This window comes from Phycicoccus sp. Soil802, from assembly GCF_001429605.1.
Taxonomy (GTDB): Bacteria; Actinomycetota; Actinomycetes; order Actinomycetales; family Dermatophilaceae; genus Pedococcus.
Genome location: NZ_LMSS01000003.1, coordinates 518,983 through 532,178, shown reverse-complemented (window position 1 = coordinate 532,178; position 13,196 = coordinate 518,983). Strand labels below are relative to the sequence as shown.

General features: G+C 71.4%; 13 protein-coding genes, 1 tRNA gene and 1 pseudogene. 4 read left to right on the top strand and 11 right to left on the bottom strand.

Translation table 11 applies throughout. From position 1 onward, the window contains the following. A pseudogene (locus ASG91_RS20630) lies at positions 1-136 on the top strand (aromatic ring-hydroxylating dioxygenase subunit alpha); the annotation flags it as partial. After that, positions 133-1,137 (top strand): PDR/VanB family oxidoreductase, encoded by a 1,005-nt coding sequence (locus ASG91_RS09110; protein ID WP_056922292.1) that lies wholly within the window; start codon positions 133-135, stop codon positions 1,135-1,137. The pseudogene ASG91_RS20630 and the gene ASG91_RS09110, both read left to right, overlap by 4 nt. Positions 1,138-1,461: 324 nt before the next feature. Here the strand turns inward: ASG91_RS09110 and ASG91_RS09105 are convergent. The 3 genes from ASG91_RS09105 to ASG91_RS09095 form a co-directional block, all read right to left on the bottom strand. Beyond that, positions 1,462-1,534, bottom strand: a tRNA-Ala gene (locus ASG91_RS09105). A 103-nt stretch (positions 1,535-1,637) separates the two neighbouring features. After that, positions 1,638-2,438, bottom strand: a complete 801-nt coding sequence (locus ASG91_RS21405) for an anti-sigma factor (RefSeq protein WP_056922291.1) — start codon at positions 2,436-2,438, stop codon at positions 1,638-1,640. Then, complete coding sequence (locus ASG91_RS09095) at positions 2,435-2,947, bottom strand: sigma-70 family RNA polymerase sigma factor (protein ID WP_056922290.1); 513 nt, start codon at positions 2,945-2,947, stop codon at positions 2,435-2,437. The genes ASG91_RS21405 and ASG91_RS09095 overlap by 4 nt, the downstream gene beginning before the upstream one ends. A gap of 147 nt (positions 2,948-3,094) precedes the next feature. Here ASG91_RS09095 and ASG91_RS09090 point away from each other — a divergent pair, with 147 nt between their 5' ends. Further along, complete coding sequence (locus ASG91_RS09090; protein ID WP_056922289.1) at positions 3,095-3,532, top strand: DUF2231 domain-containing protein; 438 nt, start codon at positions 3,095-3,097, stop codon at positions 3,530-3,532. Positions 3,533-3,620: 88 nt separating this feature from the next. Here the strand turns inward: ASG91_RS09090 and map are convergent, their stop codons facing one another. The 7 genes from map to ASG91_RS20620 form a co-directional block, all read right to left on the bottom strand. Then, positions 3,621-4,397, bottom strand: coding sequence for a type I methionyl aminopeptidase (gene map, locus ASG91_RS09085; RefSeq protein WP_056922288.1), 777 nt, complete (start codon positions 4,395-4,397; stop codon positions 3,621-3,623). Between the two features lie 65 nt (positions 4,398-4,462). Next, positions 4,463-5,431: a hypothetical protein gene (locus tag ASG91_RS09080; protein ID WP_056922287.1), complete on the bottom strand. Its 969-nt coding sequence runs from the start codon at positions 5,429-5,431 to the stop codon at positions 4,463-4,465. A gap of 10 nt (positions 5,432-5,441) precedes the next feature. Then, positions 5,442-6,104, bottom strand: coding sequence for a GNAT family N-acetyltransferase (locus tag ASG91_RS09075; protein ID WP_056922286.1), 663 nt, complete (start codon positions 6,102-6,104; stop codon positions 5,442-5,444). Continuing rightward, the gene (locus ASG91_RS09070; RefSeq protein WP_056922285.1) at positions 6,104-6,604 is read right to left on the bottom strand and encodes a molybdenum cofactor biosynthesis protein B; all 501 of its coding nucleotides are present in this window, start codon (positions 6,602-6,604) and stop codon (positions 6,104-6,106) included. Before ASG91_RS09070 ends, ASG91_RS09075 begins: the two co-directional genes overlap by 1 nt. Beyond that, positions 6,601-7,134 (bottom strand): cyclic pyranopterin monophosphate synthase MoaC, encoded by a 534-nt coding sequence (gene moaC, locus ASG91_RS09065; protein WP_371262039.1) that lies wholly within the window; start codon positions 7,132-7,134, stop codon positions 6,601-6,603. Before moaC ends, ASG91_RS09070 begins: the two co-directional genes overlap by 4 nt. 68 nt (positions 7,135-7,202) lie before the next feature. Continuing rightward, positions 7,203-8,423, bottom strand: coding sequence for a gephyrin-like molybdotransferase Glp (gene glp / locus ASG91_RS20625; protein WP_056922284.1), 1,221 nt, complete (start codon positions 8,421-8,423; stop codon positions 7,203-7,205). Further along, on the bottom strand, positions 8,420-9,817 hold the full coding sequence (locus ASG91_RS20620; protein WP_056922283.1) for a UTP--glucose-1-phosphate uridylyltransferase: 1,398 nt from the start codon (positions 9,815-9,817) through the stop codon (positions 8,420-8,422). Before ASG91_RS20620 ends, glp begins: the two co-directional genes overlap by 4 nt. A gap of 29 nt (positions 9,818-9,846) precedes the next feature. Between ASG91_RS20620 and ASG91_RS09050 the strand changes: the two genes are divergently transcribed. After that, entirely contained in the window at positions 9,847-10,404 is a 558-nt protein-coding gene (locus ASG91_RS09050; RefSeq protein ID WP_056922282.1) for a 5-formyltetrahydrofolate cyclo-ligase, read from the top strand. A gap of 89 nt (positions 10,405-10,493) precedes the next feature. On the opposite strand, the gene ASG91_RS09045 is transcribed toward ASG91_RS09050, so the two are convergent. Beyond that, positions 10,494-13,172, bottom strand: coding sequence for a penicillin acylase family protein (locus ASG91_RS09045; RefSeq protein WP_056922281.1), 2,679 nt, complete (start codon positions 13,170-13,172; stop codon positions 10,494-10,496). Positions 13,173-13,196: the final 24 nt, after the last annotated feature.

The window sequence follows — 13,196 nt, the reverse complement described above, 5'->3', positions numbered from 1 at the left end:
CCAGCAGGCGGCAATCGACGCCAACCCGGACCACGAGTTCTACAGCCTCAACATCGACGCCGGCGGTATGTGGGTGCGCCGGATCCTCGACCGGATGCTCGAGTCGGAGGATCGCCTGGTCGGGTCGGCGCGATGACCAGCAGCGCCCAGCCCGACTGGTGCACCGGCCGGGTGGTCGCCACCGCCGCGGTGGCGCGGGACGTCAAGCGGATCACCATCCAGCGCCCCGCACGCGGTCGGGCGGCGCCGGGTAGCCACCTCGACGTGCGGGTGCAGGTCGGTGACGCCACCGACGTCCGGTCCTACTCCGTCGTCGAGTCCGACGACAGGGGATCGCTGCTGACGATCAGCGTGCTCCGGTTGCCACAGTCCCGCGGCGGGTCGGTCTTCATGCACTCGCTCGCCCCGGGGGACGAGCTTCAGGTGACGCAGCCGCTGCAGAACTTCCCGCTCAGCGTGGCCGCCCCGCGGCATGTGTTGCTGGCCGGTGGCATCGGCATCACCGCCGTGGCGGCGATGGCGCGCGTGCTGCGCGCCGTTGGCGCCGACTACACGCTCGTCTACGTCGGACGCAGCCGGGAACGGATGGCGTACGTCGACGAGCTGGCCGGCCTCCACGGTGACCGGTTGGTGGTCCACGTCGACGCCGAGCAGACGCCGCTGGACGCAGCCGAGCTGGTGGGCTCGATCGGTCGACATCCGCTGGCCGGGGTCACCGAGCTCTACATGTGCGGGCCGATCCGGCTGATGGACGCCGTACGCCGGGAATGGGAGGCGGCCACGCTGCCTTCGGTCAACCTGCGCTTCGAGACCTTCGGCAGCAGCGGCTGGTTCCGGCCCGAGGAGTTCGTGGTCAGTGTCCCTGAACGCCAGATCGAGACGACCGTAGGCACCGACGAAACCGTGCTGGAGGCGCTGATCCGCTCCGGCGTCGACCTCATGTATGACTGCCGCAAGGGCGAGTGCGGGCTCTGCGTGCTCGACGTCGACGCGGTCGATGGAGTGCTCGACCACCGCGATGTGTTCCTCAGCGCCTCCCAGAAGGGCTGCGGCCGGGCGTTGTCCACGTGCGTCTCACGGGTCGTGGCCACGGAGGGCTCGTCGAACAGGCCGCGGGTGTCGCTGACGCTTCCATGAGATAGCTAGACCAACCTCAGCGGCCAGCTGCCTGGGCGTACCCGGACGCCCGCGTCAGGTGCCCTTGAGGCAACGCCCGATTGCGTCTCGGCTGGCCACCAGTACCCAGCCATCGGGAACGGGAGCGTCACGGCCGCGGTTGGGTAGGCAACAGTGGCCTGGCCGAGGGGATGCTCCGAGGCTCGGTCGGGCTGAGACGCGCAAGCGGGTGCATGGAGTGCATGCGCGGGCTCGGGGTGCGACGCGGCACAAGCCGAACGGTCACATAGCAAGACACCCTGTCCATCCTGCGGCGATACGCAGGTCAGACAGGGTGTCAGTCAGTGGAGCTGAGGGGATTCGAACCCCTGGCCTTCTCATTGCGAACGAGACGCGCTACCAACTGCGCCACAGCCCCTTGATGCGGACGAAACAATAACACCAGCACCCGGCCCGACGGAAAACGGTGCCGCGCCCGCCAAGGGGACCCAGCGCCGGCATCCGGCACCGCGGGCGAGGACTCAGGTCAGGCTCGCCCGCATCACGGTGTGACCGTTGTCGACTTGGCGGATCTCGACCGAGGCGATCTGCGCCACGGACAGAGTGGACACCCCGACCGGGTGCATGATCCGGTCCGGTCGGGCCGTCCAGTCGCGCAGCTCGGTGGCCTTGCCGGCCCGGTCGACGACCCAGATGGCGTAGTCGATCCGGTAGTCCCCGCCGGAGGCTGCACTGTCGGGACGCGTGGGCGACGGCGTCAAGGTGCTTGACGTCGCGCTCGCACCACCTGTCTGCCGCGCGTACTGGCACTCCACCCGCAGCTCGGTCCCGTTCGCGATCGGCACGACATCCACGACGGCCGTCATCAGCGACGGCTCGACGGCCGTGAACGCCAACCGCCCGGGGGCGGTCAGCGGCCCAGTGGTGCGGGTCGACCCAGCGGTGGCCCCCGGGCCGGGTGAACCGTCGCGCCCGGCCGACGACACGGCATACCCACCAACGCCTCCGATGAGGAGAGCGGCGGCCGCCGCGGCCATCGGAGCCAGCCACCGGCGGGACAACGGTGACTCGGGTGCGGCCGGTAGGACGGGCATCAGCGAGGCCGGTGGCTGCAGGTCTCCCCCACCGTCGATGTCCATCGCGAGGACCTCGCCCGGTGGCAGCTGGGCGAGCAGGCCCGGCATACCGGCCAGCTCGGCGACAGCGGCCCGGCACGCGGCGCACCCCGCGAGGTGCGACTCGTACTCGCGTCGCTCGGCGACCGGCAGGGCACCGAGCACGTAGGCGGCGTCCCAGTCGGTGTAGTCGTCGGGGCTGCTCATGGGCTCGTCACCCCCTTCTCCTGCAGGACGAGACGCAGGCTGCGCAGCCCGTAGTGGAGCCGTGACTTCACGGTCCCCTCGGGCACCCTCAGCTCGGCGGCGATCTCGGCCACCGTTCTCCCTTCGTAGTACGCGGCGGCGATGACCTGGCGGTGCTCGCGCGACACCGAGCCCAGCGCGTCCGCGATCAACCACCGGTCCAGGACCTCGCCCGACCGGTCACCGACGCCCGCCTCGACGAAGTCGATGCCGGCCACCTCGTGCCGGGACGCGGCGCTGCGCCAGCGGTCGACCACGAGGTTGCGGACGACGGTGAAGAGCCACGCGCGGGCCTGCGGTTCGGAGCGGGTGCCGAGGGCGGGGTCGCGCCAGGCGCGCAGCAGGGACTCCTGCACGACGTCCTCGGCGACCTGCGGGTCACGGGTCAGTCGCAGCGCGAACCGCCACAGCTCCGAGGCATGGCGGTCGTGCAGACCCTGGAGGGCCGCTTCCCGCTGACTCGCCGCCACCAACCCGCTCCTTCGACCCTCGGAAGCCGACACGACCGATCCTCCCCGGTCGGGGAAGTCTCCGTAAAGGACGAGACACCACCCGTCCGGGTTCACCGGGTGAGCCGGGCAGGTGAACCACACCGGCCTCGGCTACGTTCCTGCGACATGGAGATCAACGGACTTCCCGCACACGCCCTGCTGGTGCACCTCGTCGTCGTGCTGCTGCCGCTGACCGCCGTGGCCGCCATCGTCGTGAGCGCGTGGCCCGCTGCCCAGCGCAAGCTGACCTTCCTCGTCCCCCTGGGAGCGGTGGTCGGTGCCATCGCCGTGCCGATCACGACCCGGGCCGGCGAGGACCTCGCGAAGAAGCTCGGCAACCCGCCCTTCATCGACAAGCACGCGAACTTCGGCGACATGGTGCTCCCCTGGGCCGCCGCCCTGGCCGTGACGACGCTGGCGCAGTGGCTCTACCTGCGTCGCGGCGGCGCGACCGCGCCACGGCTGGTGCTCGCGGTGCTGGTGATCGCGAGCGCCATCGGCACCGCGACCATCGTCGCGCTCACCGGCGACTCGGGCGCTCGCGCCGTCTGGGGCAACCGCTAGGGGCAACCGCTAGGGGCAACCGCTGAAAGGTGGCCTCCGGGTCGGAGCGGGAACTACCGGATCTCCGGCAGTTTCGCTTCCAACAGGGCTAGGACGCGGACGGCAGGGTGAGGATCTCGGCCCCGTCGTCGGTGATGGCGATGGTGTGCTCGCTGTGCGCCGTGCGACACCCGGTCGCGCTGCGCAGGGTCCACCCGTCGTCGTCGGTGACCAGCTCGTCGGTGTCGGCCATGATCCACGGCTCGAGGGCGAGAAGCAGCCCGGGTCGCAGCGGGTAGCCACGCCCCGGGCGTCCGGAGTTGGACACGTGCGGGTCCTGGTGCATCGTCGACCCGATGCCGTGGCCGCCGAACTGCGTGTTGACCCGGTACCCGGCCTCGGTGAGGACCGTGCCGATGGCGTGCGAGAGGTCCCCGATCCGAACACCGGGCCGGGCGGCGGCGATGCCCGCGGCCAGCGCGCGCTGCGTGGTCTCGATCAGGGCGACGCTCTCCGGCTGGCTCGACCCACCCACCACGAAGCTGATCGCGGAGTCGGCGGCCACGCCGGCCTTGAGGACGGCCAGGTCGAGCGACAGCAGGTCGCCGTCGGCCAGCGCGTAGTCGTGGGGCAGGCCGTGGAGCACCGCGTCGTTGACCGAGGTGCAGATGTAGTGCCCGAACGGTCCGCGCCCGAACGACGGCTCGTAGTCGACGTAGCAGGACTGCGCCCCGGCGTCGCGGATCATCGCCTTGGTCCAGCGGTCGATGTCGAGCAGGTTCGTGCCGACCGTGGCGCGGCTCTTGACCGCCTGCAGGATGTCGGCGACGAGGGCGCCACTCTCCTTGGCCCGCACCAGCTCGGCGGAGCTCAGGATCTCGATCACGGGGTCGCCTCAGTCATGCGACCCACTATGGCAACCACCGTGACCGGCCGCGCGACCACCCTGCGTCAGGCGCCGGCGACGCGTCGCTCAGGAGCCTCGTCGTATGCCGCGTACTCGGTGTCGGCGTCGCCGACCAGGTCCGCGGAGGTGGGGGCGGGACGGGTGACCCGCGCCTTCATCGTGTACGTCGGGCGGGGCACCGGCACCGGGTCCCAGGTGAGCGGGATGTCGTCCTCGTCCACGAGCGGGCGGGCCGGGGCGGCGGGCGCGGCGACTGGCGTGGCCACGCGGGCAGCGGCCGGCTGTCGGAGGCTGGTCTCGACGGCCTGGACGTCGTAGAGCTCGCCCCGCACAGGGACCGGCGCCGAGGTCGGCACCTCGTCGGCGATCTCGGCCCCAGCGGTGACCGGAGCGGTTTCGGCGATGGGCGCGGCCGGGGCGGTCTGCGGCGCAGGCTCGGCGGTGCGTCGCTCGGCGACCGGGCGTGGCTGGCCGGCTCGGCGACTGGCCTGGCGGGCTGCCAGCCGGGCACGACGCTGGGCCTGCGCGTCGGCGCGCGACCACGCGAGGGCAGCACCGACGGCGACGACCGGGACGGCCACGGCGTACAGCGGCACGAGCGAGACGGCGACGAGGGTGCCCACCACGACGACCGTGGCGAGGGCGCCGAGCATGATGACGGCCCGGGTGCGCCGGGCCGACGGCAGGGCACGAGGCGTGGGTGCCTCGTCCTCGGCGGGTGGCGCGGTCGGGGCGGGTGACGGGGTCGGCGCGCTGGGCGTCGTCTCGGCCCGCTTCACGAGCACCTGGGGGCGCGCGGCGCGAGCCGGCGTCACGGCATACGAACGAGGCTGGGGCGTCGAGAGGTTCGACGCGGGCAGCGGGCTGCGGCGCTCGAGGACGCGCATCGACTCGGAGAACTGGTCGACCGAGCGCGCGGTGGCGAGGTGCTCGCGGCGACGGACCCAGTACTGCACGAAATAGGCAGCCCAGACCGCAATGATGACGAGGAAGACGAGACTGCTGGGCTGCACGGATACGACGTTAGGTGTCTCGAGTCGGTGCGCCGGGGACGTGGGGCGGTGTGTCGCCAATGTGACTGGTGTGATTGGTGTGCATTCGCTCGAGCAGGGATCGGCCCCGGAGGTCCTCGGTCGTCAGCGCGAACGTCCGGTGGTCGCGCCAGGCCCCGTCAATGTGCAGGTATGCCGCCCGCACCCCTTCGTCGCGGAAGCGCAGCTTCTGCACGACGCGCAGGCTGTTGACGTTCTCGGGGCGGATGTTGACCTCGATCCGGTGCAGCCCCATCGGCCCCAGGGCGTGGTCGCCGGCCAGGGCCAGCGCCGTGGGCGCGATGCCCCGGCCCGCGACCGACTCGTCGACCCAGTAACCCGCCGCCACGGACAGCAGGGAGCCGTAGGAGATGCCGAAGAGCACCATCTGCCCGACGATCCGGTCGTCCAGGCGGACGACGAGTGGGAGCATCCGACCCGCCTTGGCCTCGGCGCGGTAGTGCCGGACGAGGGTGGGGAAGGAGACGTAGGTCGGCTCACGCTCGGGCGACGTCGCATCCCAGGGGCCCAGCCAGTGCCGGTTGCGACTGCGGACCTCGACCCACTCCCCCCGGTCCCGCCGGCGCAGCGGGTCGAGCACCAGCTGCTCTCCGCCCGGGGTCTCGCCCCGGAGCACGACGGGCCAGGTGGCCATCAGTGGTCGCCGCCGCGAATCTGCGAGAGTGCGTGCGGCAGGACCGCCTCGAGCACCCCCAGCCCGTCACGGACGCCACCGGTCGACCCGGGCAGGTTGACCACCAGCGTGTTGCCGGCGATCCCGACCAACCCCCGGGAGAGGGCGGCGGTCGGCACTCCGGCAGCCAGCCCGGCGCCGCGGATCGCCTCGGCCAGGCCCGGCACCTCGCGGTCGAGCACCGCGTGGGTCGCCTCGGGGGTGCGGTCGGTGGGCGAGAGCCCGGTGCCCCCGGTGGTCACCACCACGTCGGGGGTCGCAGCCAGGGCCGCCTCGAGCGCCTCGGCCACCTCCGGGCCGTCGGGCACGACCAACGGGTCACCGACCTCGAAACCCCACTGCCGCAGGGTGTCCACGATCAGCGGGCCGCCACGGTCGGGGTAGACGCCCCGGGCCGCCCGCGAGGAGCAGGTGATGACGATCGCCCGGCCAGCCGAGCCGGAGGTGGCTGGCTCGCTCACGGCTCCTCCACCCAGTCACCCGACCGACCGCCGGACTTGGCGGTCACCCGCACGTCGGTGATCCGCGCGTGCTTGTCGACCGCCTTGACCATGTCGATGAGGGCGAGCGCCGCGACCGACACCGCCGTCAGGGCCTCCATCTCGATGCCGGTGCGGTCGGCGGTGCGCACCGTCGCGCGGATGTCGACACCGTCGTCGACGACCACCAGGTCGACCTCGACCGCGTGGACGGCGACCGGGTGCGCCAGCGGGATGAGCTCCGGGGTCCGCTTCACCGCCTGGATCCCGGCGATGCGGGCGACCGCGAGCGCGTCACCCTTGGGCACGGTGCCGTCGCGCAGGGCGGCGACCGCTGCGGTCGAGAGCAGCACCCGTCCCGCGGCTGAGGCCTGCCTGGCGGTGACGGCCTTGGCCGAGACGTCGACCATGTGGGCGGTGCCGTCGGGGCGCACGTGGGTGAGGCCCGGGCCCCGCTCGGCCGCGTCAGCGGCCCCTACGGGGTCGGAGGTGACTGGCAGTTCGGAGGTCACGGGCTGTTCGGGTGTCACTGGGTGTTCGGGTGTCACTGGGTGTTCGGGTGTCATTGGGTGTTCGGGTGTCACTGGCCCTCCCTCCCGAGCAGCGGCAGGCACATCAGCTCGTCGCCCGCGGCGACCTCGGAGACGTCGGCCGGGATCACCGCCAGCGCATCGGCCGCGGCGAGGGCGCCGAGCATGTGCGACCCCTGCCCGCCGGCCAGCCGGGCCCGGTCGTCGTCGAGCACCACGCGCACGAACTCCATCTTCCCCGGCACCGACCGGAACGGCTCGGCGGCGACGGCGGGCACGTAACCCGGCGGGTACGACGGCTCGGGGCGACCAGCCATCGCCCGCAGGGCGGGTGCGACGAAGACGTGGAACGAGACGAGGGCGCTGACCGGGTTGCCGGGGAGGGTGAACACCGGCACCTGGTCCTCGCCGAGCACGCCGAAACCCTGCGGCATACCGGGTCGCATGGCGACCTTGTCGAACTGCACCGTCCCGACGCGGGACAGCACCTCCTTGACCGTGTCGAAGGCGCCCATCGACACCCCGCCGGTCGTGATGATCACGTCGGCGCGGACGAGCTGGCCCTCGAGGGTGTCGAGCAGGGTGCGGGCGTCGTCGGGCACGCCGCCGACCCGGAACGGCGTGGCCCCCACTGCCGTCACCGCGGCGGTCAGCATCACCGAGTTGGAGTCGACGATCTGGCCGAAGCCGGGGGTGCGGCCGACCTCGACGAGCTCGTCGCCGGTCGAGACCACGACCACGCGCGGCCGGGGCACGACCCGCACCCGCGAGATGCCGGCCGCCGCGAGGAGGGCGATCTGCCCCGGGCCGAGCAGCGTGCCGCGGCGCAGCACGACGTTGCCGGCCTCGACGTCCTCCCCGACCTCGCGGACGTGCGCACCGACGCCGCGCGTCTCGCGGATCTGGACCTTCACGACGCCACCGTCGGTCGCCTCGACGGGCACGACCGCATCGGCTCCGTGCGGCATCGGCGCACCGGTCATGATCCGCATCGTCTGGCCCGTCGCCAGCGAGAGCGCCTTGGTGTTGCCGGCCGCGATGTCGTTGACGACCGGGAGCACGACGGGCGAGTCGGGGGTGGCCGTCGCCACATCAGCGGCGTGCACGGCATACCCGTCCATGGCGGAGTTGGTGAAGCCGGGCAGCGAGCCGCGCGCCTCCACGTCGACGGCCAGGACGCAGCCCTGGGCATCGAGGACGCCGAAGTCGAAGGGCCGGATCACCTTGACGGTGGCCAGGATCCGCTCGAGGTGCTGCTCGACGCTGATCACGGGACAGCCATTTCTTCGGCGCTGAGGGTGGTGCCGTCGGGGATGCTCCACGGCTCGTCGGTCTCGACCACGACGTCGCCGACGCACCGGATGCCGGCTCCGAAGGTGACGTCCCCGCGGACCGCCAACGACGTGCACTCGACGAGCGAGGGCGCCTCCTCCGGGAAGCGCGCGTCGAAGTCGTCGATCAGCGTGTAGTGCCCATCGAGGTCGACGCGGGGGTCAGGCCGGTCGGTCTGCGCGACGACCTCGTGGCCGTCGCCGAATCCGTAGAGGTCGGAGCGCAGCAGCAGGAGCTCGTTCGTGGTCTTGACCGGCCGGAACCGGCGACGCGGCACGTGCACCGCCCGCGACCCGTCGAACACCTCGATCGCCGTGCCCATGGCCGACTCGACCTGGATCACCGGAGTCGAGTCGGAGCGGCTGGGGTCGACGGTCTTGCGGTTGATGATGATCGGCAGCCCCAGGACGCCGTCGCGGGTCTCGAGCTGCTCGTGCAGGGCGTCGAGGTCGACCCACAGGTTGTTGGCGTGGAAGAGCGCGTGCCGGTCGGTGTCCTCGAAGTACTGCTCGTCCTCCGGCGCCACCATCGCGCGCTCGCGCAGCACGACCCGGCCGTCGCTGCGGCGGACCGCGAGGTGACCGCCCTTGCGGTCGTTGACCGTGCGCTCGCAGACCTCCGACACGTAGGTGATCGACTCGCGGGCCATCCAGGCCGGGATCGCCGGGTCGCAGGTCGCCCCGAGGTTGTCGGAGTTCGACAGGAACGCGTAGCGAAAACCCTTGTCGCGCAACGCCTGGAGCACTCCGCTCGCGGCGAGGGCGACGTAGACGTCGCCGTGACCGGGCGGACACCACTCGAGGTCGGGGTCGTCCGGCCACGAGACCGGAGTGAGGTCGTCGGCGCGGAGCTTGGGCTCGGCGTTCTGGAGGAAGTCGAGCGGCAGCCCGTCGACCGGGAGGTCGGCATAGGCGGCGAGCACTTCGAGCGACTGCTCCCGCGTGCGGAACGAGTTCATCAGGACCAGCGGCACCGGCACGCCGTGTCGCTCCCTGAGCGCGAGCACCTGCCGGGCCACGACGTCGAGGAAGGTCAGGCCGTCGCGCACCTCCAGCACCGACTTCGGCCCCGAGAGGCCCATGCTCGTGCCCAGCCCGCCGTTCAGCTTCACGACCGCGGTGTGCGCCAGCGCCTGCGCCTGCTCGTCCGCGTCGCTGGTGAGGTCCTCGAGCCGTGGCACGTCGGTCAGCGGCTCGATGTCGGACTCCGGGATGAGACCGGTGTTGCCCGCCTCGAGCTGGGCGTAGGCATCTTGGAAGACGTGTACCGCGAGGGGGTCCACCCCGCGCTGCGTCATGCGCTCGACTGCCTGCGCCAGCCCGTCCTTGCTCATGGGCGGCAGCCTAGTGGGACGATCTGGGCGTGCATCCGAACACCAAGACGGCAGTGCGACAACGTCTGCGCGAGCTGCGCCGCGAGCGCGTCCCCGGGCGCGACCGGGCCAGGGACGCGGCCGAGCTCGAGCTCGCCGCCCTCGAGGTGGGGTATGCCGCGGGGCTGGCTCCCGGCGACTGGGTCGCGGCCTACGAGGCCACTCCTCTCGAACCACCCACCGAAGCCCTGGTCGCGGCGTTCGTGGCACGCGGCATACGGGTCATGGTGCCGGTCACGCTCGAGGACTGGGACCTGGACTGGCGTGAGGTGCACTCCGTCGGGGAGGCGCCCGGCGAGCTGCTCGGGGTGGAGGCGGTCGCCCGCGCCAAGGTGGCGTTCGTGCCGGCCCACGGGGTGGACCGCGCCGGCACGCGGATCGGCCAGGGCAAGGGCTGCTACGACCGCGTGCTCCCCCGCACCGCTGCCATGGTGGTCGCCGTCGTCCACCCGTGGGAGGTGCTCGACGAGGAGCTGCCACGGGAGCCGCACGACCGGCCGGTGCACTCCGCGATCACGGCTGACAGCGGAGTAACACCCTTCGGCTGACCTTCAGGATTCGGCCAACTGCCCGCTTCCAGAGCCAGGTGTGTCGGCGACACCCGCAGGATTCGGCCAATTGCCCGGTTCCGCGGGGCTCAGCTGGTGGTGCCGCCGGGGATCAGGGTGAGCTCGTCGCCACCGGCGTCGCGGACCGCCTTCTCGGTAAACGGCCAGTCGTAGAGCTGGTTCTTCACCCAGGCATCGGTCTGGTCGCTGTAGTGCGGGCTGTAGGTGTGGCCGCTGTTGCCGGTCTGGTTGACCCAGCGCGACTTGTCGAGGTTCGAGAGGTCCACGACCATCCGCATGGACGGCGCCCAGTCGACGTCGAACGCCTTGTCGGAGTCCTCGTCGTCGAGGCCGACGCTGGCGTCCCAGCCGTTGGCGTTCACGATCGCCGACCCGCCGGGCATGTTGATCGGCCCACGGTTGAACAGCTTGGTGACGATGTGCGGCGAGATGTCGTCACCGCCGAGCACCTGGTGGGTCAGGGTGAGCTGGTGCAGCTGACCCCACTGCCAGTCGGACGGCTCCTTGCCGAGCTCCTTGGTCAGCTGGAGCCGCGCGGCCACCAGTGCCTTGCGGAGGATCTCGGACTGGCCCTCGGCCACACCCGGTGTGCGCTTGTCGTCCCACCAGGGCGAACCCTCCTTGGTCAGCAGGACGGTCATCGCGCGCATCCACTGGTCGCCGCCGTCGGCGCGCAGGTCCTTGGGCAGCTCGTCGTTGAACGTCAGGTTGAGCAGGTTGGCCCAGACCGCGTTGTAGTAGGCGGCCGCTGCGCCGGACTCGCTGGCGCCGACCGGGTTGGTGAAGTCCCAGCTGCGCAGCAGGTCCTGGGCCTGCTTGGTGAAGTCGTCGTGGCCGAGGTCGACCTTGAGCAGCGCCTTGACCAGGGTGGGGGCGAACTGGCTGCGGGTGTCACCCTGGATCTGCGACATCATCGCGGGCGTGATCTTGGCGTCCTTCTCGACCAGCGACCGGATCCGCTGGGCCCGGTAGCCGTAGTCCCACTCGGTCGTGAGGAACGGCGTCCCACTCTCGGTCACGGCCTGGTTGGCCGCGACGATGAAGCCCTCGGGCGGGTTGTAGCTGTGCGGCATCTCGTCGAACGGCACGTAACCCTTCCAGTCCCACGACGAGACCCAGCCCGGGCGGATCCAGAAGCCCGGGGCAGCCTCCATGTAGCGGCTGCGGACCGGGATCCGGCCGGGCGCCTGGTAGCCGATGTTGCCGGCCGTGTCGGCGTAGAGAAGGTTCTGTGACGGCACCGCGAAGTCCTTTGCGGCCGTGCGGAACTGCTCGAAGTTCTGGGCGGTGTTGAGACCGAAGATCGCATCAGCGGTCTGGGTCACCTCGATGCCGGTCCACTGGAGGGCGACCTCGTAGGAGCCGGCACTGGGACGCCCGTTGACCGGTGGTCGGTCACCGGCGCTGGCGACGTCCTCGATGGCGTCGGACAGGATCGGGCCGTGCACCGTGCTGCGGACCGTGATGGTCTGCTCGCCCCCGCCGCCGATCTTGATCGTCTCCGTGCGCATCGTCAGCGGGACCTGCTTGCCGTCCCGCAGGTAGGTGTTGCCCCGCACCTGCTCGAGGAAGAAGTCACTGACGTCGGGGCCGAGGTTGGTGAAGCCCCAGGCGATCGACTGGTTGTGCCCGATGACGACGCCCGGCAGCCCGGAGAACGAGTAGCCGGCGACGTCGAACGGGCAGGAGCTGCCGACCGAGCGGCAGTGCAGGCCGACCTGGTACCAGATGCCCGGGATCGAGACCCCGAGGTGCGGGTCGTTGGCCAGCAACGGCTTGCCGGTGCTGGTGCGGTTGCCGCCCACGACCCACGAGTTGGAGCCGATGCCGTCGCCCCGACCCATCGTGACGGGGACGGCGTTCAGCGCACGCTGCACCACGGCATACGCACGCTCGGCACCGGGAGCGGTCTCGGCGGCGAGCTCGCCCTTGACCTTGGCCCCCGACTTCGTGCCGGCGGCGCCAGCGCCGACCTTGGCCGCGGTGGCCGGGACGGCCGAGTTCGCGGAGGTGGAGGAGGACGAAGCGAGCGGCGACCAGTCCTGGCCGGAGAGGATCGGCTTGTTCGCGTTGTAGTCGTAGGCCGGGTAGAGCTCGTTGATCTGGTTGATCGACATCGAGCCGGCGAGGCGGGCCCGCATCAGCTCGGCGGTGTAGTCGCCACGCAGGTCCCAGGCCATCGCCTTGAGCCAGGCGAGGGAGTCGGCGGGGGTCCATTCCTCGACGCGGTAGTCCTTCACCTTCTGGCCCAGCACGACGTACTCGAGCGACATCTTCGCCGGGTCGCCCTGCTGCTTGATGTAGGCATTGACGCCGTCGGCGTAGGCCTGCAGGTAGCGGCGGGTCTCGGGCTTGAGGGTCGGCAGCTCGGCCTCGGCGACCCGGCGCCAGCCGAGCGTGCGGATCACGCGGTCGGTCTCGAGGCCGCCCTCGCCGACCAGCTCGGACAGCCGGCCGGCCGTGATGTGGCGGCGCAGGTCCATCTCGAAGAACCGGTCCTGGGCGTGCACGAAGCCCTCGGCCCGGAACAGGTCGTCACTGCTGTCGGCGTAGATCTGCGGGATCCCACGGTCGTCGCGCAGGACGCTGACCTTGCCGGACAGGCCCGGCACCTGGATCTGGCCTTCCGTCGTCGGGAACGGACGCCGCACCCACGTGACCGCGAGAACGGCGACAATTCCGAGGACGACGACGAGCAGAACAGCCACGGCCACAGCGATGCGGCGGGCAAGAATGGCGCGAGACACCCTGCGAGACTATCCGCACCACAC